This window comes from Anaerohalosphaeraceae bacterium (genome assembly GCA_037479115.1).
GTDB lineage: Bacteria > Planctomycetota > Phycisphaerae > Sedimentisphaerales > Anaerohalosphaeraceae > JAHDQI01.
Genome location: JBBFLK010000022.1, coordinates 20370 through 45834, shown reverse-complemented (window position 1 = coordinate 45834; position 25465 = coordinate 20370). Strand labels below are relative to the sequence as shown.

The window sequence follows — 25465 nt, the reverse complement described above, 5'->3', positions numbered from 1 at the left end:
GTCTGTACTGAACGGCACAGACCCCATTGTGAACAGTCTCTTCCCTTTTAATCACACGCAGACGCCGGTATCAGATTGCAGACCAGCCACTGCCGTGCCACTTCCGCCAGGTCATACAAATTGACTTTGCAGTCCGGCTGTCCCTGCGGACCGCTCAAATCCATCTCCGGGTTGTCCACACAAATGGACACACCCGGCACAACATCCAGGTACAACTGGGCAATCGCCGCCGGTTCGAGGGCATAATTGTAAATCCGCACATCATCCAGCCCGCCCGAGAACGGCCAGCTGAAAACTCCCGCCGTACTTTTCTCCGAAGCTCCGATAACCAGGGGAGCTGATGTGCCGCTGCTGAACGGAACCGCTCCGCTGCTGACCCGCTGTCCGTTGCGGTACAGTGTTGCCGTCGTCCCGTCAAATACCACCGCCACATGCGCCCACTGTCCAATCGGCAGCGGCCCTGAGGATATCGCCGTGTTGCTGCCGTTTTTGTATACCACGTTGTTGTTCGTCTGGTCCACCTCAAGCTGCCACATCATTCCGTCCGCCGCAAATGAAGCCCGCTTGGCAAGGAGTCCCTGCCAGCTGGCCGGTTCCGTCTGCCCGTTCCATCGAGCCCACAGCGAAACCGTTATCTGCCCGGTGTAAGCGGAAGGATTCCATGTTCCTGCATCGGCAAACCCGTTTTCCGAATTCACCTGAACCGCCCCAAAGGCCTGGCCGTCCGCACCCTCCAGAAACGCCGGGGCTCCGTTCGGAACCGCCGCATGCCCTTCTCCGCTTGCATCCAGATACTGACCGCCCTGATAGTCCGACTGATTCATCGTCCACCGAGCGACCAGCCGCTTGACGGCAATGCTCGCGGCATCGGAATTCGCAGAACCCAGCTCATTGCTCGCCCGGCACCAATACAGCCCTTCATCCGCCGCCGCTGCGGTAATCGTCAATTGGGAACTGTTCGCTCCGGAAATATGCCCGGGCTCATCGGACAGCGGCTGACTCGTATCCCCGGAAGCGCCTTTGTACCACTGATACGTAAAGCTGCCGACGCCCGCCGCCGCCGTCAGCACGGCATCCTCTCCGACAAAGACCGCCGTATTAACCGGCTGATACCCAATGGGCGGATTAAAATCAGGCATAGTCTTGACCGTCTGAAATGACCAGACAACACCCGTCACCACACTGTTGTCATCCAACAGCTCATCCACCCGCCAGTAATACGTCTTATTCGGCTGCAGAGTCGGCATCTGCGTCTGGCTCTGCCCTGCCGGCACGGTCGCCAGCAAATCGTCTGCGTCCGCCAGATTCGGGTCATCATCAAAATAAACCCTGTGCAGCAGAATCTTGGGGTTCTCCTGATTCAGATGATTCGGGTCCCGCATGGGTGTAAAAGACAGCACCGCCGTCGAGGTCGGCACATTCACCGCCCCGTCCGCCGGCGACGGAGCAAACGGCACATTGTACACCTCATAAAGGATTCCGTCATACCAGCTGCGGTCATACCAGGCGCCCTGGGAGGCATCCGACGGTTTGTCATCGATAAACACCGACAGTTTTCCGTCCGCACCGGCGGCTTTGTAGCCCAGATAGGCCGTCAGTTCATTGCGGTCTCCTTCCGTTTTACCTGTGCGAGTACCGGCTGTTGCTCCCGCCGCACCGGTAAAGTCATACAGCGGCAGATTCGACGAAGTCAGACCCGCCCGAACACACCAGTTCTGTCCGTTGGCCGACCAGTACACCACCCACAGGTTGTAATACATCTCCGGCTGCAGACCTGAAATCGTCGTCTTGATCATCGGGCTGTTTTCCCGTCCGCTGCCGGTTCCGCTCGATTCGAGAATATCGCTGTCCCCGCCCAGCGTAAAACTCGGATTGTTTGCAAATCCCGTCCGCCGGCCCCACAGGTTATCCTGCGAAGGCGAGGAGACCCACCAGTCCGTCGGACTGCCTGTCAGCGCATTGACCGTATTGCCGCTCGCTCCGCCCCGGGCATCCAGATAACTCTGCGCCCCAAACCCTATGCCGCACAACAGCCCGGTTAAAATCAAACTGCTTATATACCTTGCCGTTTTCATCGTTTCTTCTCCTGTCTGGTTCTTTCTCTCTCAACCCTACTGCCCGCATGCATCCGCCGGAATCAGTCGGCACTCGAGCCAGCCGACCGCAAATTCCGCCAGGTCCGCCAGGTCCACCTGGCAATCCCCGTTAAAATCATGTGCCGGTGCTGTCGGACAAATCGTCGCCCCGGGGACAAAATCCACATACAGCTGCGCTGCTTCCGCCGCCGTCAGCATATAGTTGTACACCCGCAGGTCATCCATCGCCCCGTTATAAAACGAAGCCGGCGTCCCTCCGTTATTGAAGGCCCCCACCGTCAGCGGATACTGCCAGCCCGTAAACCCGCTGACCGCCGTGGAGGTTCCCGTGTAGGCCAGCCGTCCGTCCAGATAAATCCAGCCCTGCCCCGTCCCGCTGTTCCACGCAAACGTCAGCAGATGCCACTGGCCGTTCCGCAGATTAATCGGAGACGAGAACTGCACCAGCATCTGACTGGACGCGGCATTCTGCACATACAGCTGCACCGCATTGGCGTTGGAGTAGTGAATATTCAGCATCGTCCCGTCAGCGGCATTGGCACTGCCGAGAAAACTGTGTGCACCGGTCACACTCGAGTTAATCCAGAACGAAACCGTCCCCTCCGACAGCCCGCCTCCTTCCGTGCCGTTCGGATACCCGCCTGTTCCGATGTTCATCGACTGCGTGCCGTCAAACACCAGCGCCTGCCCGCTGATGCCCGCCGTATAAACCGGACTGCCCATCGTCCCGTGATTGGCTCCCGCGGAATCATTCAGGGTCCCGTCAAATGTGTAATGGGCCAGCAGCTTCTTGAGCACAATCCGGGCCGCTGCGGAATCGCCGCTGCCCTGACTGTTTGTCGCCCGGCACCAGTAATCCCCTTCATCACCCGGCTGCACCCAAATCTTCAGCTGCGCCGTCATCGCCCCTTCAATGTGCCCCGGCTCATTCAGCACAGGGTGGGTTGTCACACCGGACGGCCCTTTGTACCATTTATAAGCAAAGGCACTGTCCTGACCGGGTGAAACTCCCGCTTGCGCCGTTAAAGTGATTTGCTGTCCGACAAATGCCGCTGCACCGCTCGGCTGACTGCCGTACGGCGGCTCAAAGGTCGGAATTGTCTGGGTGGTCCGGAACGTCCACACATCCCCCTGAACCGTATTGGGGTCATTCGGCCCAGACCCCTGAATGCTCTCATCCACCCTCCAGTAATAGACAGCATTGTTTTCCACAAACACCGTTCGGCTTTGTGCTGCCGGATTCGAGGAAACAGCAACTTCCAGAGGAACGACGCCCGCCAGATTCGGGTCGTTCTTCCGCAAATACAAATAATGCTTGCTCACATAAGGACTGGGCTGATTCGGGTTGGCTGCATCGGTCGGCATCGCCCACTGCAGCGTCAGATTCTGCCCGCCCGGCACATCCGCCGCCCTGTCCGCCGGATTCGGGTCCGAAGCCCCCAGCGCCCGAACCGTCAGCCCATCGTACCAGCTCCGGTACGTATTGGCGATGTCGTCGATATAAACCCGAATTGTCCCCGCACCGTCCGCCTGAGCCGTTCCAATCAGACCTTCATACTCATATCGGTCCGCATCCACCGCCCCGGTCTGTCGGCTGCTGCCGTTATTCGTATTAAACTCGCTTAAAGTGTCTGTACTCAACCCTGCCAGCAGACGAATATTCTGTCCCGACGGATTCCAGTACACTACGGAAACCGCATACCGAAATCCCGGCATCAGCCCCGAAACTGTTGTCACCAGCATCGGGCAGTCCCCCAAATAAGAGGTATTGCCGTTGGCCTCCCACAGCATCATCTCATTGCCAAAGGTGTTGCGGAGCTTCCACAGACCCGCCGTATCCCCCGTTCCGCTGTTCCACGGGCTCTGTCCGCTGACCGCCGCCGTGTTGCTTTCCGTCGCATCCACGTAAACACCCTGATAGACGCTCCCCGTCCATCCCACGGCAGCCGCCCCGCAAGCCAGCCATACAAACAGTTCCAAAAGTCCGCCTCTCATCCTTTTCATCGTCAGACCCTTTCCGAAAAACGCCTCTTGAATAGGAAACTTCCTCCAGATTTCTTATGAACCGCCCGCACAAAAATCAAAAACGGTCTTTCCCGCAACCTGTCCTCCGAATCTTCCGCGAAGGAGGAAAGCGGAAACCCCGACTTCTCCACGGAAATCATGGTTTGCCGGCTTCATACATCTGCCGAATCTCCTCCGCAGTTAAAACCCGATTGAAAATCGCCGCCTCATCCAACATTCCATGAAACCTCTTGAAGGAATAATCCACCCCGGGCACATCCACATCGCCGATCAGCAAATCCGCCGTTGCCGGCTCCGCCTGATACACATACGGTACAGTGCTGTGGAGTGTGCCGTTGACATAAAACGACACTGTCTTGCCGTCATGCGTCACCGCCAGAAAGGTCCATCGCCCCGGCTCCAGCAGAAGCGGCCGACTGCTGAGCTTGGTAAAAGACTGATACCGCAGAAACTGGATTGTATAATCCTCCTGACCGGCGCTGTTCCACCCATTGAAATAGCTGAGCTGATAATTCACACGATTGTTGTCCCGGCACGAAAGAATATGGCCGCCCAGCGCCTCCGGATTTTCCTGCAGATTGACCCACACCGCCAGCGTAATCGGCCCGGTCAGACACAGCGCCGGATGCGAGGGCACCCGAACCCCCTGTCCCGTCTGCCGGTCAAACCGCAGGGCACCTTTCTGCGGCCATCGTCCGCTCGTCCATTCCGGTGCAGCGGAAAACCCCTCCCCCAGCCGGCCGTGTCCAACGCCAAACCGTTCGGACACCGCATTTTCCAGAACCTTCGAATCGTTCGCCGTACTCTCGAACGGGAAATAAGCAACCAGTGAAGAATCACGGCGAAGGGTATATGAATAGGCCTTCCATCGATAATAGCCGCCCTCTTTCTGTGCCTGAAAACGGACATCCATCTCTTCCGTCCGAACAAAACGAGTGGGGTCAATTTGCTTGACGGCAATCCGGCTGTCCGCATCCGCCTCCGCCCCCTGACCGGCACTGAGAAGAAGACGCTGCCGAAAGCGAACCGGATTGGACGAATCCCGCATTTCTACCTGCCCCTCATACACATAGGTTTCCGTATGGCCTGTCGGATGAACCTGAACCCCAAACTCCGTTCCGTAATCGACCACGCTGGCCGAGGGCGAACGCACAACAAACCCTTCCTTGCCTCCTTCCATCTTTGCCACCACTTTGCCCTCCTGCAGGAAGATTTGGCTGCCCGACTCCAGAACCAGCATCGAAGGCCCCTCCACCACCAGTGTCGTCCCTCCTTCGAAAAGGAGTTCTGCGTATCCTTCGGCCAAATGGAGCGGGCCGGTCTTTAGTTCGCTGCCCCAGCTGAGAGGTCCGCTTCCATCCCCCCATTTCGCCCCAGCCGTTTTCGACAGCCGCGCTACCGTCGGACGCGAAGCTCCCGTAAATAAGAAGGCATACACCACCAGAAAAATCAGAGCCGCCGACGACATCAGCAGGGCATAAAGCGACAGTCGACTGATAACGGGCTGTTCTCGTCGGCTTTCCTTCTGCTCCAGCCCCAGGACCGGTTCCTCTTTCTTCGGCAGGTCTATCGTTTCCGCCGTCTTTTCCGAGGCCGCCAGTGCCGCCCACAACTCCATATCCAGACCGCTGTCCTGGCCGTCTTCGGTCTCCATCGGCTCCTGCAGCTCCGGCAAAGTCCTGATATGGGCCAAAATCGCCATATAATCGGCATACAGCTTACGGGCTTGGGGTTCCCGTCGAAGAATCTCTTTCAGACGGGCAAAGTCGTCGGGACTGATTGTCCCGTCCACAGACGCCGTAATCAGTTCATAAAACCGGATGCACTCATTCTGATTCATACCGGATATCCCACGCCGCCAGGGTTTTCTGTACGCAGTCCTGCAGCAGAAAATAGATAAAGGAAATTCGCTTATAGAGCGTATGAATCGACCGATTGCTTTGGCGGGCAATTTCCGCAATCGACAGATTCTGAAAATACTTCATCCGAATCAGATTCAAATCATCTTCACGCAGCTTTTTCAAACAGCCGGTCAGCGCCGCTTTTTGCTCATTCAAATGGCCGACTATCCGCTCATGAGCCGCCCCCAAATCCTCCAGCAAATCTTCATCCAGCTGAAACTGGCTCTTCTTCACCCGATAATAATTGGCCACTTTATAGCGGGCAATCTGACGCGCCCACGCCCAAAAACTGCTTCCCGGACGATAGGTATCGAATTTCTCCCACATCAGGGAAGCCGTTTCCTGCAGCAAATCCTCCGCATCCGAGTAATTCGGCACCAGCGTCAGGATGAAACTGAACAAATGATTGCTGTGGGCAAGAAACAGCTTCAAAAATGTATCTTTAGACTCCATATATCTTTTTTGCTTTCAGAATCTCTTCTTTCTATCAGATGTAAACAAACCCCGACTTTGGTATTTTTTGAGGGAAAAAATGCGTTTTTTTGAAGAACTTCAAAAGGCGTTTCTTTTGTTATAGCCACGGACGCAAGCCCGTGGTGTAAAGACAGCCGGCTCCTTCTTTTTTTTAGCCTCTTGCTCTTTTATCGGCTCGGCTGAACCGTAAGCAGTCGGTATGCCGCAAAAAGACAAACCGCCGTAAAGACCGCCCGCACAAGGTTTTTCGGCAGTTTGTGCATTAAAACACCCCCCAAATATCCGCCGACCATCCCCGCCGGCAGCACCCAAAGAGCGATGCGTATGGACTGCCCAACGGCTATTCCATGTTCAGCCAGGGTTGCATTCTTATAAATGGCCCCCAGCCAGGCCATCGAGACAATCGCCGCCGCCGAATTGCTCATGGCATTCCGAAGCGGCAGTTTCAGACACAACTGCTGCAGCGGCGTGGATACTGTCCCAGCCCCAATTCCTAAAAGCCCGGCTCCGATACCTGTCAGAAACCCGATTCCCGCCGAAAAAAATCCCCGAACCCGCTCAGACACAGGCGGTTTTCTCCTCGGTTCCGGCGGAGACCAGAACTTCCACAAATTGTACGCCGCCACATACACCAAAAACCCGCCAAACATTCGAGCCAGATAAAAACTGTTCCGCCCCTCAAAGCATCGGCAGTTGCTCAATGCCACCCCGAAAATCACCCCAATCAAGGCCGCCGGCAGCAGCCGCTTCAAGACCGACCCGACAAACGCCTCCGCACGCCAATGAGCCGCCAGCGAGGCCGCCGCCACAAAAAAATTGCAAATCATCGCCGACGCCTGATACAGATGCTGATTCTCTCCGTAAACCAGCGTCAGCGCCGGAATCATCACAATCGAACCCCCAATCCCCAGAAGCCCCCCAAACAGTCCCATCACCAATCCAATACTCAGCAAAATCAGACCGTCCACTTATGCGCCCCCGCCGCCGAACAGTTCTTTAAACTTTTCTTCAATGGAGCGGCTTCCGCACAGGGCCTGACCGATCAGCACCCCTCCTATCCCCAATCCCTTGAGCATCTCAACATCCTGCCGCGTATGAATCCCGCTTTCGGCAATCACCTCCCGGCGATTGTCCGCCAGTTCCGCCAGCCGCCGCGTATGATTCAAATCCACCTTCATCGTCCGAAGGTCCCGGTTGTTGATTCCCAGCACACTGTAGTGTTTCTGCGGAAACCCGATGAGACTGCGCATCTGCAGCAAACGATCCGCTTCGTGCACCTCCAGCAGTACCGTCAGGGTCAGCTGATTGGCCAGAATCATCAAATCCATAATCTGGCCCTGCGGCAGCGCCTCAGCAATCAGCAGAATCGCATCCGCCCCCGCCGCCCGCGCCTCATACACCTGATAAGCGTCCACAATAAAATCCTTCCGCAGCACCGGCAGACGCACCGCTTCCTTGACCGCCGTCAGATACTCCAGCTTCCCCCCGAAATATTTTTCATCCGTCAGCACGCTGACGGCATCCGCCCCGCATCGTTCATAAATCCGCGCAATCTCCACCGGCTCAAAATCCTCCCGAATGACCCCTGCCGACGGGGAGGCCTTCTTGACCTCCGCAATCACATTCAGCCCGCGCGGATTTTTCTTCGTCACCGCCTGATAAAAATTGCGGCACTTCGGGAGTCCGGCAATCTTCCTGCGCAGCTCCTCCAGCGGCATCTGTTCCTTCCGAACCGCCACCTCCTGCCGCTTATGAGCCAGAATTTCGTCCAGAATCGTACTCACAATCCATCGAAAACCAAGAAGACTTACATCGACAGCTTCACAAACACCATCCGAAGCTGAGAGAGCGTCTCCGTCAGAACGGCCTGCTCCTCCCTCGTCAGATTCCCCTTGCACTTTTCCTCCAGCATCGCCAGCAGATCGATATGGTATCGTGCCATCGGCAGGTCCGGCTCAATCTCCTTATCCTTGTCCGCCGCACTGCGAATCACCCCCAGCGCATAGAACGCCTGGGAGGCCAGAATGCTCACCAGCCCCAGAAAATCCGCCGGCGGCATTTCCATCGGCCCCTTATCCGAGCCGTCCTTCTTGGAGGCCTCTTCCTGGGCCTTCAGCTGTTCTTTTTCTTTCTGGGCCTGACTTTTCCAATCCTCATCAACAATAATCTTTTTTTCATCAGCCATCGGCATTCTCCAGTTTTTTATCTTTCGTTTCGTTTAGGATTCAGGGTTTGGAGTTTAGGATTTAAAATTTCCCTTTGTATTTCTTCCTTCCCCTTTCCAAATCCCGCTTCATCTGGCGTTCCTGCAGCTTCTGCCGTTTGTCATACTGGCGTTTCCCGCGTGCCAGCCCCAATTCCACTTTGGCATATCCTCTCGCATTGAAATACACCTTCAGCGGTACCAGCGTAAATCCCCGCTGCTCCAGCTTGCTTCGAATCTTGCGAATCTGGCTGCGATGCAGGAGCAGCTTTCGCTTCCGGACCGGGTCATGATTGGCCCCGCCCGCCTGCAGATAAGGAGCAATCTTGCATCCAATCAGCCAGCATTCCCCATCCTGAATCTTCGCATAGGCCCCCTCCAGGTCGCATTGTTTGGCGCGCAGGCTCTTAACCTCGGTCCCGAGCAGAGCAATTCCTGCCTCGACCGTTTCGACGATTTCATACTCGAACCGTGCCTTCTTGTTCTGGGCAACCGGCCCTGTACCTGATTGATGTTCTTTTTCCTTATCTTTTGCCATCAGGGCCATCATATCACCGCCCGGCGGTTTTGCAACGACTCTTCCGGCCGGCGGGCGCAGCAAAACGGCATGTCCATCCCCTTTTCAGGAAAAAGACATGCCGCCTCGCTTTCTCCCCTTATTTCATTGAATCAGGCGGATCGAGACTGGATACCGATACCGCTGTCCTTTCGATGCCGCTACCGCCGCCAGGATGGAAAAAACAAGATCCGCAATCCACGCCGCCGCAAGAATTACGAAACCTATACAGAGAAAAGTCAAAATCCCGCCGACAACATAACCAATCAAAAGCATAATCTGAAAATTCAGGGCCTCACGTCCGTGATGTTCCACGTAAGCATCCGTATCTTTTTTCATCATCCACAAAATCAGCGGCCCAAGAATGCTCGTGAAAAAACCCAGTATATGGCACAATACTGCCAGATTCAGTGCATCCTTAGATGGGGATGTACTTTCACTGGGCACAGCCGTCGAACTTTGCCCCTCCTTGTTTGGGTCCATCATTGATCTCCTTTTCGTTCTCAATTGTTTTTCTTGAACTCACTTGATTCCTTCGTAATAGAGAAAGGCCAATCTGTCAAGAAACCTTTTTCTGCAGACGCTTTTCTGCATCTTTCGTTTAATCCATTATTTAGGCAGGAACGAACTTTCGCAAAACAAAAACTTACTTATCCACTAATCATTCACAATTTTCATGTTGTAAAATCCAAAATATACAAAAATCTAACAAATCAGCAAGAATATACATACCGGTCGGTATCCAATTTCCTTATAAAATCAAGACAAATATAAGTCATTTTATAAAAATGAATTATGAACGAAAACAATTTCAGAAAAAATCCTCCGATTCCCGTTTTTCTGATTTTTATATGATTAAAAGAAAAGTATATAGGTCTAATATATCTTATTACAATCAAAAAACGTGGACCTTATTCACAGGTTTTCCACATTTTGTTTTTTAAAGGAATAAAAATCTTTCTTTTGAGACGAAAATTATAATCGTTCCGTTCTTTATTCTTCCTCGGCTTTATGCATAATACGTGCTGAGAAAAAAAGTTCCGCTGTCATTCCTGCACCCTGTCCTTCGGAGCTTCAACTCAGAAGGAAGGCGGGAATCCAGCTCTGTGGAGAATCCTTATATGGCCGGCAAACAAACTCTCAGACAAATCCTGGAAAAAAGGGAAAAATTTGCCGTCATTGCCGAGTTAGTCGGCGGCCCTAACTACAGTTTTGCCCCTATTCTGAATTTCCTGAAACAATATCAGGAAAAAGGGAGCAAGGATATCCCCTCCGACTTCATTTTAGCCGGCATCACACTGCCTCAAAATCCCGGCGGCATTGCCAACCTCGACCCTGCCGATGTCATCGCCGTCCTCGACCAAAATCACCTTGCAGACAATCTGGATATCATACCTCACCTGACCTGCAAAGACGCCAACGCCGATTCGCTCCTGAGTTCTCTGGTCGGGTACCGTCAGCGCGGCATCGAAAGCCTCCTTGTCCTTACCGGCGACAAACCCATAACGGCCAAAGGGGTCTTCGAGCTCGAATCGCTCGGGCTTTTGTCGCTGATGAAACGCGAAAACCAAAAAGCCATCCTGAGCGCCAAACCCGGTCAATGGGATTCCATCCATCAGTTCTTTCCCGGCGCGGCCGTATCGCCGTTCAAATACACCGAGCCGTCCCTGATGCAGCAATACTACAAAATGGAAAAGAAAATCGCCGCCGGCGCCCAATTCCTCATCACTCAGGTCGGCTGGGACTGGAGAAAATCCCTCGAGTTAATGCAGTACCTTCGAGAAAATCATATCAGCATTCCCGTCATCGGCAATGTCTATTGGCTCACGACACTTACCCCCGCCCCCCGCCTGATGCACGACATCAAGCTGCCGGGCTGCTTTGTGAGCGACGAACTCCTGGCCAAACTTCAATCCGAATCCGTCGAGCAGCACATCGAGCGGGCCGCCCAGCAGATTGCGATGTACCGGGCTATCGGTGCCGCGGGCGTCGATGTCGGCGGTGTCCACGATTACCCAACCTTTATCCGAATCCTTCAACGAGCCGCCGAAATCGGAACCGACTGGCAGCCTTTCCGGGACAACCTCTATTGGCCCCCGAAAAAGACCTTTTATCTCTACGATGATGCCGGCCGACAAATCCCGCTTTCAACCCCTACAAAAACCGTCCGCAAACGGTTCTTTGACTTTATGCACCGGTTCCTGCTGGACCCAAACCATATCGGCTTTCATGCCTTCAAAAAAACGCTTCGTTTCTTCCGAGCCGATAACGAACAAAATTGTACCTATAAACTCTTTAACGCTGTCGAAAAACCCGTCAAATACCTCCTTTTTGAATGCGAAGAATGCGGCGACTGTTATCTGCCCGAAAATTTCGGCTGCTGCACCATCGGGGAATGCGAAAAAGGCCTCGACAATGTTCCCTGCGGGGATGCAGCCGTGAACGGCTGCTGCGGCAACAATCTGAACCGAATCTGCGTCGGCGAAACGGTCTATCAATTCGCCCTCACCGAACCCAACGGCCGCCAAACGCTCCGCACCCGCATCAACAAGCCGCGCATCCCGTCCCTCGAACATACGAGCTCGATTATCAACTATCTATTCGGAAAGGACCATACGATGCACGCACCTCTGATTCAAATCGGTGAAGCCATCCATGCCTCGATTCCTAAAACCGGCGCCGTGATGAAAGAACTGGACGCCCTCGGCCCGAACGCCTATACCGAACCCAGCGGCCCGCTGTCATACATCCAGGCCCTCATCGAAACGCAGGCCGATGAAGGAGCGGACTATATCGCCGTCAACCTCGACGCCTTCGGGGAAGACAATCCCCAAACCGCCGTGCGGATGATGAAGGAATACGTCAAACTGGTCCGCCGCTGGGGCAAAGGCGTCCCTGTCTGCATCGACACCAGCAACAACAACGTGCTCATCGCCGGCCTGCAGGAATGGTACAACACCGACCAGCCCGTCAAACCGCCGCTGCTCAACTCCATCAAAGTCTTTACGGCCGATCAAATTATGCCCCTCAAACGGCAGTACGACTTCCGGTTTATCGGCCTGCTGGTGACTGAAGGCCGTCCCAAAGGCCCCGGCGGTTCACATTCCGTCGAAGAGCTCGTCCAGCTCGCCCACACCCTCTACGACAAAGCGATGCAGCACGGCTTCAAACCCGATGAAATCTTCTTCGACTCCACCGTTTTTCCTATCGCCATCGACCTGCCGATGGAGCCCGGCATCCCCGGATACACCTACCGTGCCTTCGAAACGATTAAGCGCATCAAAAGCGACCCAAAACTGAAGCATTGTCACTGTTCGCTGGGCATCAGCAACTGCTGCCGCGACCTGCCCGGGCGCAAAATCGGCATCTGCCGCGCCTACGTCGCCAAGGCCATGGAGTACGGTCTGGACGCCGGCATTGTGAATACCTCGCATCAATACGGACGCAAAGACCCCGACCCCGAACTGCTTGAGTTAATTACCGCCTATGCGGAAATGGACGGTTCGCCTGACAAACTTAACCGGGTGATGATGCTGATGGGCCGCTTCTGTGCCTCCGCTGCCCGAAAACCGACTTAAAAACAAGGGCGGCCGCCGTTTTTTCTACCGACGGTCTCTCTGTCCCTGTCTGAATTATTCTTTCTCCCGTATCAGCGGGACAAACCGCACGGGCATTACAGAACGTCTGCGAATGTCTCCCCGGCTGTCCTTTTCCACCAATACCAGCTCCTGCACGCCCCACTCGCTGCCCACCGGAATAATCATCCTTCCGCCCGGCTTGAGCTGCTCGAGCAGCGGACTGGGGATTTCGTCCGGCGCGCACGTCACAATAACGGCATCAAACGGCGCCGCCTCCGGCCAGCCCTTATAGCCGTCCCCAATTCGTACCTGAATCGTCTCGTATCCATATCGCGCAAACGTTTCAATCGCCCGCTCAGCCAGCGGACGAACAATCTCGATCGTAAACACATGGGGCGTAAACTCATTCAGCACCGCCGCCTGATACCCTGACCCCGTCCCAATCTCCAGCACCCGCTCATTCGGCTCCAGCTTCAGCACGCTGGTCATATACGCCACAATAAAGGGCTGCGAAATCGTCTGTCCGTACCCAATCGGCAGCGGCGAATCAAGATAAGCATAGGCCTGCTGTGAAGCAGGCACAAACCAGTGACGCGGCACATTCCGCATCGCCTCCAACACCCGCTCATCCGTCAGGCCGTAATCCTGCCGAATCCGATTGACCATCTGCATCCGTTCCCGCTGCCGTTCCGCCGTGCGCGGACGGTTCCATCCCGCCGAACGCTCCGGCACGGCAGCCGCCGGCTCAGCCCGTTCAGTCGGAGCACTCGGCCTGTCCTTCCCGGAAGAATTCGGCAGCGGCTTTCGACAGGAACATAAGGAAAAAACAACCCCGACCGCCCATACCCCCCAAATCCCCATTCGAATCAGTCGCCTCTTCTTCATATCTGCCATTGTATCTGAACCTGTTATCTCATACAAGCCCCATTGGTTCCCCCCAGAAACAAGCGGGCTGTCCTCAAATCCGATAGGAAAAATCTCCGGCGAAGCGGTCCTGTAATTCGGCAGGATTGTTGGTTTCGAATTCTTACAACGGCAAGCAGTAAAAAATTAGGCGGACAGTTTTCCTCTTCGCTTTTCCAAAATCTGTCGGATTTCGTTGGCTCTCGTTTCATCAATCTCATACAGATAAATGACTGCCATCGCCAAAGCGGAAGTTGCCAGCGGAATCCCCACATCAAAGACCCGCAGCCAGAACAGCGACGCTTCCGGCTGAGCAGCACCGAGATTTACATCAAAGCCCGACAGCCGCAGCAGAATCCCGGCCAGCAAACCCGCCGCCGACATCCCCACCTTCACCATCCACCAGTAAATCGCTCCGAACATTCCTTCCCGACGCTGGCCGCTCTGCAGTTCATCATAGTCGCACACATCTGAAATCATCGAGCCCATCAGTGTAAACAGCGACCCTGTCCCGAATGCCACCAGCGGAGCCGCAAAGAGCAGCCAATTCGGGTGATTCGGATTGTATCCGACCCACTTGAGAGCATATCCAATCAGCGACAGCCCGATGGTGCAGAAAAAGGTCGGACGCTTGCCGATTTGCGTCGCCACCCATCCTGTCAGCGGAATCACAATTATTAGGGTGACCGCCGACATCAGCGTTCCATACAGGCCCTGAAGATGCCCGCCCATCAGGTCGCTTCCGCGGTACACATAGTAAATCATCACATACAGAGAAAATGACACGCCCAGCTGGTAGCCGTTAAAGACCAAAAACGTCGCGGCACAAAGTTTCACAAACGGCCGGCAGCGAAAGGTCTGCCCAAATGTCCTAAAAAAATCCAGAAGATTCTTCCATACGCCCCCCGGCGCCTGCGCCGCCGTCGGCATCTGTCCAAAGCGTTCCCGGCAAAAAATCGCCGGCACCACCCCCAGCACCGCCACCGCCGCCCCGATAAAGACCGCTAAAACCCTGGCCCCCTGCACTTTATCCGGAAAGAGTTTCTCATCGGCCATCAGCGCATAAAACCACGGCGCAATCAGCCAGGCGGCCTGCCCCACCGTATTGGCGAAGGTATGCAGGCGGGTACGTTCGTGATAATCCGGCGTCATCTCATAGCCGAACGCCACAAACGGCGTCGCATAGACCGTATAAGCCCCGAAAAACGCCAGCGAAGCCGTCAGGAAAACCCAGAAATAGAATGCCTGGCTGTGCCCGGCCGGCAGCTGCCACATCAGAGCAAAAATCACCCCCGACAGAATCGCTCCACAGAAAATATAAGGACGCCGACGCCCCCAGCGCGACCGTGTGTTGTCCGAAATGTACCCCATGACCGGGTCCGTCAGCGCATCAAACGCCCGCGGAATAGCGGCCAGCAAACCCACCAGCACCGGATCCACCTTCAGCCCCAGATTCAGAATCACCGACATCGCCGGCAGTGCCGCCGCCTGAAGGTTATTCACAAACATCCCAATCGCATACGCCGACTTCTGCACCAGCCCAATCCGGTCTTCGGGGGCCGTTTTCGACGAGGAACTGAAATTCATTTGTCTCCTTTCCGTTTCAACGGAACCGCCGCTCCTGAACGCTCCGAACGTCAGCATAAAAAATCCCGGCGGCTTCTGTCAAGTTTTCTCTTGACGAAAAAACAAAATATTTTAAAATAGCAAACGGTTTTTACTAAAGTCGCCAAAAACAACTTCTCAGGAGAAATGTTCATGGCTTCATCCTTCTTAAGCCGTCAAAAACCATCCCAGACAGCCGCATTCCACCTGGCCTGTTTTTCTTTGCTGTTTTTTCCCGTTTGCAGTTTTGCCCAAACTTCGTCGGCCAATCCTGCGGTCCTGACCGGCCCTTACTCCGTTCAAAAAGATGAAAACGGAAAATACTGGTTTGTCGATTCGGCCGGCCGCCGGTTTCTGTCCATCGGCATCAATAACATCACCTCTGAGCCCTTCCGCCCTCGCCCAAGCACTCAGTATTACAACCCCGTCCCCACTCTTTTTGGCGGCAGCTTCGATGCATGGAAGCGAGAGGTTCTGCAGCTGCTCCATGACCACGGCTTTAACACCCTCGGCGCCTGGTCCGACGGACGCCTGTATGACGGTCCTATCCCGGGGACAATCTGCTTGTATGTAGCCGCCCACAACGCCGACCGCTGTCTGGACGCCCTTCGGCCGGACTTTGAAAAACGCGTCCGCCAAAATATCCAAACCGTCCTCGAGCGGTACCCCCACACAAACAATCTGCTCGGGGTCTTTCTGGATAACGAAATGCCCTGGTACGGCCATGCCCCCTGGGGCGAAATCCCCAATTCAACACTCCTCGAAGCCGCCCTGGCCCTGCCGAAAGAGGATGCTGCTTATCAGGCCGCCGTCAAATTTCTCCGGCAGTGCTACAGTTCCGCCGACAATCTCGCCAGGGCCTGGGGCAAACCGCTCGATTCCTGGGACAATCTGACCGCCGACTACGCCCGCTCCTGCCTGAGTCCGGCGGCCCATCAGGACCGACAGGCCTTTATCGGTTATGCTGCCGACGCTTTTTATCGTATCTCCACCCAAATCGTTCGCCAATCAATGCCCGGTGTGCTCATTTTAGGCACCCGTTTTGCCGCTTATGCCCCTCAGCCTGTCATCGAGGCCTGCGGACGGTATTGCGATGTTATTTCTTTCAATGATTATCGTGCCGCTCCCGTTGCCGATCCGGATATGATTGCCCGCTACTGGATTTGGGGCGGACAAAAGCCCCTGCTCATTACGGAATATTCCTGGCGTGCCGAAGAAAACACCAGCGGCAACCCCAACACCGGCGGTGCCGGCGCGGTCGTGAAAACACAGGCCCAGCGTGCTGAAAACTATCAAAAATATGTCGAAGACCTCCTGTCTTACCCCATCGTGATTGGGGCCCATTGGTTCGAATTTGCCGACCAGTCTCCACAAGGCCGGTTTGACGGCGAAAACTCCAATTACGGCATTGTAGATATTTACCATCGCCAGTACTCGGAATTGCTTGCCGCAATGAAACAAACGAACTCCCGCGTCGCAGAAATCCACACCCAATCATCAAAAACAGCCCCGACTGAACTTCCCAAACCCAAAAAAATTCGCGTTGAAATTGCTCAACGCCCTGAACGGCCGCCCTTCATAGACCTGCTACGCTCCGAGCCCCTCAGAAATCCAGAACTCTTCCAGGCACCGGATGCCTCCATCCAGCTCGAAACCCTGCCTCAGAATCAAGGTGCTCAAATCCTCCTGCAGACCGGGCGTGATTGGGGCTGCGGCCTGCTCCTGTTCGGCCCCAAAGACACCAAAAGAGGTCAAGGCCCTGATTTTGCCTCTGATTTGGACGGCTACAGCGCCGTTGAACTGGACGCTGAAATCCCGCAAACCCTTGCTTTTCAATGCTTTATCGACGAAGCAGGGGTCGATCGCCCTGACGCCGCCTCCTATGACACCCGGGCCGGCGATGATGCCGAAAGTTTCATTTTCCCCCTGATTCACGGCAGCGGAACCCGGAAAATCTACCGGCTGAACCTAACGGAACTGGAGCCCAGAACCGCCTGGGGCAACCAAAAAGGAGCCGGACGGGTGGACCTGTTCGCCCTCAAAGGAATCGGACTGTACTTCCCCGGCAGCCAAGGCACTCACTCCATCAAACTTTACGCCCTCAAACTCGTCCGATAATCTTCAGCCATGCTTTGCGGCCGCTTCCCTCAAAAAGAATCGTTGACATCGGACATCCGAAAAGATATAATACTTGCATAAGCAAACGGTTTCTAATTATATATTTGAGCAGAAAAACAAAGAGGAATATTTGAACGATGAAATCGACGGCTCCCAGTTTGAGTGACGTAGCCGCCCAGGCGGGCGTCAGCAAATCCACCGTCAGCCGCATCCTGAACAACCGGCTCGGAAACGGCTTCTCGGTCAAAGAGGAGGTGCGGCAGCGTGTCCTCGAAATCGCCCGCAAACTGAACTACCGCCCCAACCTCATCGCCAAAAGTCTGACGATGCGGTCCACCAAGATGATTCACATCATCGGCGGCAATCACGCCCTCAGCCAGCTCGGAAACATCTATCAGACCGTCGTCAACCACATTACCGAAGTCATCGACTCGCAGGGACAGGGCTTTGACGTCACCGTCGATATGTCCAAACACAAACCCGACGAAAGCGAAATGCCCGCCTGGAAAATCGACGGGGCCGTCATTCTCGCTCGATGCACCGAGCCGACGATGGAAGAAATCCTGCAATTGGGCATCCCGTATGTCGTCATCAACGGCCCCGCCCCTGCCGGCGGGACCTCTGTCGTTCCCGATGACGTTCAGGGAACCCGACTGGCCCTCAAACATCTGATGGACCTGGGGCATCGCAAAATCGCCTATACACCGCCGCCCAGAAAATACATGATGGTCGGCCATTCGAGCATTACCGACCGTCAGGAAACGTATATAGCTCAAATGAAGAAAAACGGTCTTGAACCCATTATCAGCTCCCTCGACGTGCTCGACGACACGGAAAAACTGCTTCAGGAACTGGTGTTTGAAAGAAAAGCAACTGCCATTCTTGCCTACGGACACATGGAAGCCCTCAACCTCCTCCAGGCCGCCCACTCCCTTGAAATCCCTGTCCCTGAGCGGCTCAGCATCATGTGCTTCTGTGACCATTACGCCAACAAAATCATGAGTCCGGGGCTGACCTTTATCGACCTGGGTTCCGCTCAAATGGGGACCCTCGCCGCTCAACTGCTCCTTGAACAAATCACACAGCCTGAAAAACAAAAACCCAAACGGGTGGTTCTGGACGAAACGCTTTGCGTTCGAAGCACCACCGCACCGCCTTCTTCGAATTGAGCTCAACACGGACCGAATCCATGAAAACAAAAATCGCCAACCCCAAAAACCTCCAAGTAAAAACCGAACTGCCGACCGGTTATCAGCTTGAATCCGGCGGCATCTTCCGCATCGACCAGTATGACAGCCGGCCGGCCTTTGCCGGATTCCTGCCCGGAATCGGCGGACCGGACGGCGTGCCTCTCTGGTGCCTGTATGTCAACCGCGGCCAGGTCGTCTCTTCCTTCGGCGTTGCCAATAAAAATCATGCTATCCTCGAATTTCTGCCCGCCAACTGGGCGTACCAAATGACGCCTATCCAGGGCTTCCGCACCTTCTGCTTCGCCGATGAGGCCTTTTTGGAACCCTTCGGTCTGCGCAACCGCCCATCGGAGAACGTCCAACGTTCACTCTGGATCGAGATGGACCGCATCAAAATCCGGGAAGACAACGAGCCCTTCGGCCTGCGGTTCGAAGCCGTCTATTTTTCTCCCGTCAACCAGCCGCTCGGCTCGCTTATCCGTCTTCTGACCGTCTCGAACCTGACGGTCAAAACCAGAAAACTCTTTCTTCTGGACGGCCTGGCGCAGATTCTGCCGGCGGGCTTTACGGAACTGGGCATCAAAACCATGCGCCGCATCTACGAGGCCTATGCCTCCGTTCGGCTCATCGACGGCCGCATTCCGTTTTATGCCGCACGCGTTCGGGTTCACGATGAGGCCGAAGTCGAAGAGGTGCAGAGCGGAAACTTCTACGCCTCCTGGCTCAGCGAGGGCGATTACCTCCTGCCCGTCGAACCCTACTACGACCCGGACGTTATCTTCGGGACCGATCAGGACCTTCTGCTGCCGCGGCACTTTACGCCGCAGGGGCTGCCGGACCGGTCCCTTCAGGTCGGCGAAAACAAACTTCCCTGCGCCCTGACTCCGGTTCAGACCGCTCTGGGACCGCAGGAATCCCTCGTTTTGGTCTCCATCGCCGGAATGGCCCCGAATGAATCCCTTCTGAAGACCTTTTTGTCCAATTTCCAGAAATTATCTGATTTTGAAACCGCCTCTCGGCAGAGCCGCAAAACCATCGAAACGCTCACAGCACCCGCCTTTACGCTCTCTGCCGACCCGCGGCTGGACGGCTACGCTCGTCAAAACTTCCTTGACAATGTCCTCCGCGGAGGCATCCCGTATTCGCTGCCGTCTCGGCGCGGCCCCGTTCTGCTGCATTTGTACTCCCGAAGACACGGCGACGCCGAACGGGACTACAATTTCTTTGACCTGCCGGCCTGCCCTCTGTCCAGCGGAGAAGGAAATTACCGCGACATCTGTCAGAACCGCCGAAACAATCTCTGGTTCTATCCCCAAACGGCGGATGCGGAAATCCGAATGTTCGCCTCCCTGCTCCAGCCGGACGGCTACAATCCCCTTTCTGTGAAAGGGTACCGATGGCTCTGGCCGCAAAGCGACAATCCTCTGCACGTCTGCCCTTCGGAGGACTCCGCTGCGCAGGATGCATTTGCGGCCATTTTGAAACGGCCCTTCCTGCCCGGAGAGCTCCTGTCCTGGGCCAACCTGTATGCCCCCAGCCTTTCCGCCCGGCATTCCTGGCTTGAACAGATTCTTTCCCGCTGCAACGTTCATCTGGAGGCCAGCGGCCATGAAGGCGGATATTGGATAGACCACTGGACCTACCTCACCGACCTGCTCGAATCCTATGAGGCCCTCTATCCGGAACGCATCCAAACCGTTTTAACGGAGCCGGCGGATATCGAATGGTTCTGCGAGCCGGCACAGGTTGCGGACCGCCGGCAGAAATATCTCCTGCGGAAAAAAGGACTCCGGCAGCTGCACGCGGTGCAGGATGCTCCCTGTCCGCCGGTTCCTCTGCCGCCGGTAACGCTCTTTGGCAAACTCTGTGCCCTGCTGGCCCTGAAAATCGTCTCGCTCGACTTTGAAGGCCGCGGTGTCGAAATGGAGGCGGGCCGGCCCGGCTGGAACGATGCCCTCAACGGCCTGCCCGGTCTGTTCGGTTCTTCCACCTGTGAAACGGCGGAAATCTGCCGGCTGGCCCGATGGCTCCTGCGCATCCTGCCAACCATGCCGGATACACGCTTCCCGGAGGCCGTCGCTGACCTGCTCGAAGCCGTCCTGGCCGACGTCCGGTCGGATTATTCCTGGCACCGAGCCGCCGACATCCGCGAGTCCTACCGCCGAAAAATCTATCAAAACAGCTCCGACAAAACCCGGCTCGTCAAAGGAGCTGTACTCAAAAAACTCCTGCAGGGCATTCTGGCACGCTGCGAAAAAGCCGTTCAGGAGTCCGTCAATCCGCAAAACGGCCTCCTTCATACGTACTTTTTCCATACACCGCAGCCGCCCTCGGCAGGCCGCCTGGAAGACCTTCGCACGTTTGAAGCCCATCCGCTGCCGCTGTTCCTCGAGGGGCAAGTCCACTGGCTGCGCATCTGCGATACCCAGACCGCCCGCCGCATCTCCGCCGCCGTCCGGCAAAGTCCCCTGCTTGATCCGCAGCTGAAGATGTACAAGCTGAACGAATCGCTGGAGTCCTGCTCGCCGGAAATCGGACGCGCCCGGACCTTCACGCGCGGCTGGTTCGAAAACGAATCCGTCTGGCTTCACATGACCTACAAATACCTGCTCGAACTGCTCAAGCACGGCCTCTATGAAGATTTCTTCGAGGATGCCCAAACCATGCTCGTGCCTTTTATGAAGCCCCAGGTGTACGGACGCAGCATCCTCGAAAACAGCTCCTTCCTCGCCTCCTCCGTCTGTCCGGACTCGGAGGCCCGCGGACGCGGCTTTGTCGCCCGACTGTCCGGAAGTACCGCCGAATTCATCCACATCTGGCTCCTGCTGACCGTTGGTGCCCGGCCCTTCCGCCTGGACGCCGGACGGCTCATTTTTGAGCCCACACCGGCTCTGCCCGGTGAGTGGTTTACCCGGCAGCCCCATACAATTCGTTGGAAAGACCGCTCGTTCCTCATTCCGGAAAATGCCTTCGCCTGTGCCCTGCTGGGGGATATTTTGCTGGTCTATCACAATCCGGCTCGCAAAAACACCTACGGTCCCTCTTCCGTACGGCCGGTTCAATATATTCTGGACGAAAAAACTTCCATCACGAACCCGTATTTAAGCGACGAAACAGCCCAACAAATTCGCGAACGAAAAATCGACCGTCTCGACATCCATCTGGGCTGACAAATTCCTGATACCTGATGACTGATAACTGATGCCTGATAACTGATAACTGATGCCTGATAACTGATAACTGACTCGGGGGTACTCATGCGGCGAATCATCTCAATTCTCTGGCTCTTGGCCTTTGCCTCTCTCCTGTATGGACAAAACCTGCTTATCAACGGGGACTTCGAATCCGGGGCTGTCAAAGGCCACTTTGCCAACGGATACCCGGACAACTGGCAGGGCTGGGGGACTAACGGCTGGCATCATTCCGACCTCGGCTATCGAAAAGGCAGCTACGGCATCGCCATATGGAACAACGACACCGGCCTGTCTCAATCCGTTCCCGTGACCGCCGGTATGCAAATTCAGGTCTCCGGCGAGATGATTTACCACACCACGGAAGTCCTCGTCAACAAACGAGCCCTCATAAAAGTCGAGTTCTGGAACGGCCCCGCTTCTTCCGGCACCAAAATCTCCGAAACGATAGTCGGCAACCTCACCCCCTCCCATACGGCCGGAACCTGGTACACCTTCGCCCAGACGCTCACCGTGCCCGCCTCCGCGAATCTGGCTCGGCTGCTCTGCTATACCGTCTCCACCGGCTCTCCCTCCACCGGCAAGGCCTTCTGGGACAATCTGTCCATCGATGACGGCCGGGTCCTCAACAGCCCCGACTACAATTTTGACCAAATTATCAATCTCCTTGATTTCGCTCCGCTGGCCTCCGCCTGGCTCAGTGAATCCCCGTCACACAATCTCCTTGGACAAAACTGGATTAATCTGGAAGACCTTGACTTATTCTGCTCCCGCTGGCTGAACACAATTCCCCAATACCCGGGTTATCGGTTCGTCTGGTCTGATGAATTTGACGGCCCCTCTATCGATACCGCCAGCTGGACCTGGGAAATCGGCGCCGGCGGCTGGGGAAATAACGAACTGCAGTACTACACGGATCACCCAGAAAATTCTTACATTGAAAACGGCTGTCTGGTTATCGCCGCCCGCAAAAACCATCTCGGCAAAACCTACACATCCGCCCGGCTGAAGACGCAAAATAAGCGGTCCTTCCGATATGGACGGATGGAAGCCCGTATCAAACTGCCCGCCGGCGGAAAAGGAATCTGGCCTGCTTTTTGGATGCTCGGCAACAATATTTCCACTATCGGATGGCCCGGCTGCGGCGAAATCGACATCATGGAGGCCATCAACTCGCTGTCCACCGTTTACGGAACCATCCATTACGGCAGCAGCAATCCGTATATTCACAACTCCAACGGCGGCTCTTATGCTCCGTCTCCCAGCCCGGCCGGACGATTTAATACTTATGCTATTGAATGGGAACCTACCCGAATCCGCTGGTTTTTCAACGACATCAACTACTATACGTCTTCAAACTGGTGGTCCAGCGACCCCTATCCGGCCCCCTTCAATCAGCCGTTCTTCTTTATTGTCAACATCGCCGTCGGCGGCAACTGGCCCGGCTACCCGGACAGCACAACTCCCTTCCCCCAGCTGATGTACATCGACTACATCCGAGTCTATGAAAAAATCAACTGAGCCCGTCTGATTTACGTTCGATTCTGGTGGGCCAAATCCAGCAGCAGCCAGTCATCGTCCGGCACCATCTTCTCCGTGACCGGGTCCCACCGCTGCGGGGCCTTGTTCCCCCGATGCACCTCCTCCAAAAACGGCAGAAGCGGCCGCTTGGGCGGATATTTTTCCTCCAGCCGGTCCGTCGGGTCCGGCACCCACCCAAAGGCATCCCGGTATTTGGCAAACCCAAAACCGTCAAAAAAGTTCTCGCTGCCAATCAGCGGCATATACCACAAACTCGGCACTCCGCGGGGGTTGGGCTTAATCGGCACCTGACGCTCCAAATCCGCCAAGAGACGCTGGCCCTTCCGGTCTTTCTTTTCCTCCAGGTGCCGCCGCAGATGCTCCAGGGCTGTGAAAACCACCGGCGGACTGACAAACAGGATGGGCTTATGCTGCAGGGATGCTACAATAATTTCATGGGGCGTGCCCACACTGTAAATATTCGTCGGACTGTAGGCAATCAGAAAGTCGCTGATGTCCACCATCCGAAGGTCCAGATGCATAATTTCCCGAAACGTCTGGCAGCATTTGCTTCGCGCCCGGCGCCCCTCCTCCGTCGGCTCAAACGTCCACGTCTCCCGGAGCCGGACCGTCTGTTCCCCCTCCCGTCCGTATCCGTACATCCCCTGCACACTCGGCTTGGACCACGGGTCAAACACCGTCACCCCCAGCTCCTTGAGAAACTGCCCGACCCGCACCCGCCAGCCCCATTTCTTTTCCACTTTGCGGCTGTGAACAAAATCCATCGGGCCCGACAGGTACACCCGGGCATTCTCCAGAAACCCTTTCTTCGCCCACGGAAGAATCGAATTTTTCTTCGAAGCATTCTGATTTTTTGCAGCCATTCTGAAGCACTCCCATTCCTGTTACGGCAGTTCCAAATCCGCCCAAACCAGCCGATGGTCCGAACTGACATACGGCGGCCCTGCCGTCAGTCTCGACAGCGGGTCGGCCCGCTCCGGCCAGAAAACCTCCGCCTTGATAACCTTCAATTCCTTCGACGGCAGCACATAATCCAGCCGCAGATTTCCCGGCGGCCGTCCGGGCGGCGAATGATACGTATCCAACTCCGCCGGTCCCTTATGCCCTTCGTTCACCCCTCCATCCAGCCGGGCCGCCTCCGCCGCTCCCTTCGATGCGGGCCGCACATCCTGCACGCGCGGGTGATTCAGCAGCGACAAAATCCCTTCGTGCAGCCCGTCCCCATCCGCCGGGTCGGCATTCAAATCCCCCAAAATTACAAAAAGCCCCCCTTCCTCCAGTCCTCCCCGCCGGCCCGCATCATCATAAATATACCCGCTTTGCTCCGGTGTCAAATAATCCGCCCAAAACCGAATCTCATCGTGATTTCTCCGCCCGTTGCGGTCCTCCGCCCCGTCAAAGACCGGCGGCGTCGGATGCGATGCCAAAACATGAATCACTCGGCCGCGTATCTCAACCGGCACATCCCAATGGCTTTTGGACGACAGCCGCAGCCGGTCCAGCGCCTCCGGCGAATACCACATCTCTTTGTCCGCTCCGGGCCTTTTCGGCAGCAGCGCCCCCGGCATATCTTTCCATAAAAAGGTTTGAAACGTCCGAACGGCCTCCTTTCGGATGGGAAACCGCGACAGGAGCACCATTCCGTACTGCCCTTCAAACCGGCCGTAGCCGAAGGCGTCCTCCGGCCCGTCCGTCCGCCCGTCTCCGTCCAAATCAATTCCGCTGGCCAGCCCCGTATTCACCGGCGCCGTAAACACAAACGGATAGACCAGCGGCTCCTGCCCGCTCTGGGAAACCTCCAGATACTCTTTTTGGAAAATCCCGATTGCCCCTCCTCCGGCATCCCAGTCGAATTCGTTCAGGAGCACCACATCCGGCCGCACCCGCTGAAGAATCTCCGCTACAGCCTTGCCCTGCGGATTTTGCCCCCCGCGCAAATCCTCAATCAGCCCGCCCGTTTGGGAACGGGTCAGCGAACAATTAAAGGTTGCCGTCCGAATCATCGTTGCCCCTGCCGGCAGCACCGCCGCAAACAGCCACAGAAAAACTATCCCTTTTCGCATAGCAAACTCCATCCTAACAT

The 25465-nt window shown here is 55.7% G+C and carries 18 protein-coding genes; 5 read left to right on the top strand and 13 right to left on the bottom strand.

Features of this window, described 5'->3' with window-relative positions; genetic code table 11:
• Positions 1–47: 47 nt before the first annotated feature.
• From WHS88_10325 to WHS88_10285, 9 genes are all read right to left on the bottom strand, one after another.
• Positions 48–2075, bottom strand: coding sequence for a LamG-like jellyroll fold domain-containing protein (locus WHS88_10325; protein ID MEJ5260574.1), 2028 nt, complete (start codon positions 2073–2075; stop codon positions 48–50).
• A 36-nt stretch (positions 2076–2111) separates the two neighbouring features.
• The gene (locus WHS88_10320) at positions 2112–4100 is read right to left on the bottom strand and encodes a LamG-like jellyroll fold domain-containing protein (GenBank protein ID MEJ5260573.1); all 1989 of its coding nucleotides are present in this window, start codon (positions 4098–4100) and stop codon (positions 2112–2114) included.
• Between the two features lie 157 nt (positions 4101–4257).
• Positions 4258–5961, bottom strand: a complete 1704-nt coding sequence (locus WHS88_10315) for a LamG-like jellyroll fold domain-containing protein (GenBank protein MEJ5260572.1) — start codon at positions 5959–5961, stop codon at positions 4258–4260.
• Complete coding sequence (locus WHS88_10310) at positions 5948–6454, bottom strand: sigma-70 family RNA polymerase sigma factor (protein ID MEJ5260571.1); 507 nt, start codon at positions 6452–6454, stop codon at positions 5948–5950. The genes WHS88_10315 and WHS88_10310 overlap by 14 nt, the downstream gene beginning before the upstream one ends.
• Positions 6455–6663: 209 nt before the next feature.
• On the bottom strand, positions 6664–7464 hold the full coding sequence (locus tag WHS88_10305; protein ID MEJ5260570.1) for a sulfite exporter TauE/SafE family protein: 801 nt from the start codon (positions 7462–7464) through the stop codon (positions 6664–6666).
• On the bottom strand, positions 7465–8280 hold the full coding sequence (gene trpC, locus WHS88_10300; GenBank protein MEJ5260569.1) for an indole-3-glycerol phosphate synthase TrpC: 816 nt from the start codon (positions 8278–8280) through the stop codon (positions 7465–7467).
• A gap of 23 nt (positions 8281–8303) precedes the next feature.
• Complete coding sequence (locus tag WHS88_10295) at positions 8304–8681, bottom strand: DUF1844 domain-containing protein (protein MEJ5260568.1); 378 nt, start codon at positions 8679–8681, stop codon at positions 8304–8306.
• A gap of 61 nt (positions 8682–8742) precedes the next feature.
• Positions 8743–9237, bottom strand: coding sequence for an SsrA-binding protein SmpB (gene smpB / locus WHS88_10290; GenBank protein MEJ5260567.1), 495 nt, complete (start codon positions 9235–9237; stop codon positions 8743–8745).
• Between the two features lie 123 nt (positions 9238–9360).
• Complete coding sequence (locus WHS88_10285) at positions 9361–9741, bottom strand: DUF4870 domain-containing protein (protein MEJ5260566.1); 381 nt, start codon at positions 9739–9741, stop codon at positions 9361–9363.
• Between the two features lie 635 nt (positions 9742–10376).
• On the opposite strand from WHS88_10285, the gene WHS88_10280 reads away from it, so the two are divergent.
• The gene (locus WHS88_10280; GenBank protein MEJ5260565.1) at positions 10377–12833 is read left to right on the top strand and encodes a methylenetetrahydrofolate reductase C-terminal domain-containing protein; all 2457 of its coding nucleotides are present in this window, start codon (positions 10377–10379) and stop codon (positions 12831–12833) included.
• A gap of 54 nt (positions 12834–12887) precedes the next feature.
• On the opposite strand, the gene WHS88_10275 is transcribed toward WHS88_10280, so the two are convergent.
• Both WHS88_10275 and WHS88_10270 read right to left on the bottom strand, forming a co-directional pair.
• Positions 12888–13718 carry a protein-L-isoaspartate(D-aspartate) O-methyltransferase gene (locus WHS88_10275; protein MEJ5260564.1) on the bottom strand — a complete coding sequence of 277 codons (831 nt, stop codon included), beginning with the start codon at positions 13716–13718 and terminating at the stop codon, positions 12888–12890.
• A 165-nt stretch (positions 13719–13883) separates the two neighbouring features.
• A complete protein-coding gene (locus WHS88_10270; GenBank protein ID MEJ5260563.1) occupies positions 13884–15323 on the bottom strand; it encodes an MFS transporter in 1440 nt (479 codons plus the stop codon).
• Between the two features lie 171 nt (positions 15324–15494).
• Between WHS88_10270 and WHS88_10265 the strand changes: the two genes are divergently transcribed.
• The 4 genes from WHS88_10265 to WHS88_10250 all read left to right on the top strand — a co-directional run bounded on the left by WHS88_10265 (position 15495) and on the right by WHS88_10250 (position 23361).
• The gene (locus WHS88_10265; GenBank protein ID MEJ5260562.1) at positions 15495–17459 is read left to right on the top strand and encodes a hypothetical protein; all 1965 of its coding nucleotides are present in this window, start codon (positions 15495–15497) and stop codon (positions 17457–17459) included.
• A gap of 137 nt (positions 17460–17596) precedes the next feature.
• A complete protein-coding gene (locus WHS88_10260) occupies positions 17597–18628 on the top strand; it encodes a LacI family DNA-binding transcriptional regulator (GenBank protein MEJ5260561.1) in 1032 nt (343 codons plus the stop codon).
• A 20-nt stretch (positions 18629–18648) separates the two neighbouring features.
• A complete protein-coding gene (locus WHS88_10255) occupies positions 18649–21819 on the top strand; it encodes a hypothetical protein (GenBank protein MEJ5260560.1) in 3171 nt (1056 codons plus the stop codon).
• 87 nt (positions 21820–21906) lie between these two features.
• The gene (locus WHS88_10250; protein MEJ5260559.1) at positions 21907–23361 is read left to right on the top strand and encodes a family 16 glycosylhydrolase; all 1455 of its coding nucleotides are present in this window, start codon (positions 21907–21909) and stop codon (positions 23359–23361) included.
• A gap of 11 nt (positions 23362–23372) precedes the next feature.
• Here the strand turns inward: WHS88_10250 and WHS88_10245 are convergent, their stop codons facing one another.
• Together WHS88_10245 and WHS88_10240 are read right to left on the bottom strand one after the other, a co-directional pair.
• Complete coding sequence (locus WHS88_10245; protein ID MEJ5260558.1) at positions 23373–24245, bottom strand: hypothetical protein; 873 nt, start codon at positions 24243–24245, stop codon at positions 23373–23375.
• Between the two features lie 21 nt (positions 24246–24266).
• Positions 24267–25445: an endonuclease/exonuclease/phosphatase family protein gene (locus WHS88_10240; protein MEJ5260557.1), complete on the bottom strand. Its 1179-nt coding sequence runs from the start codon at positions 25443–25445 to the stop codon at positions 24267–24269.
• Positions 25446–25465 lie beyond the last annotated feature (20 nt).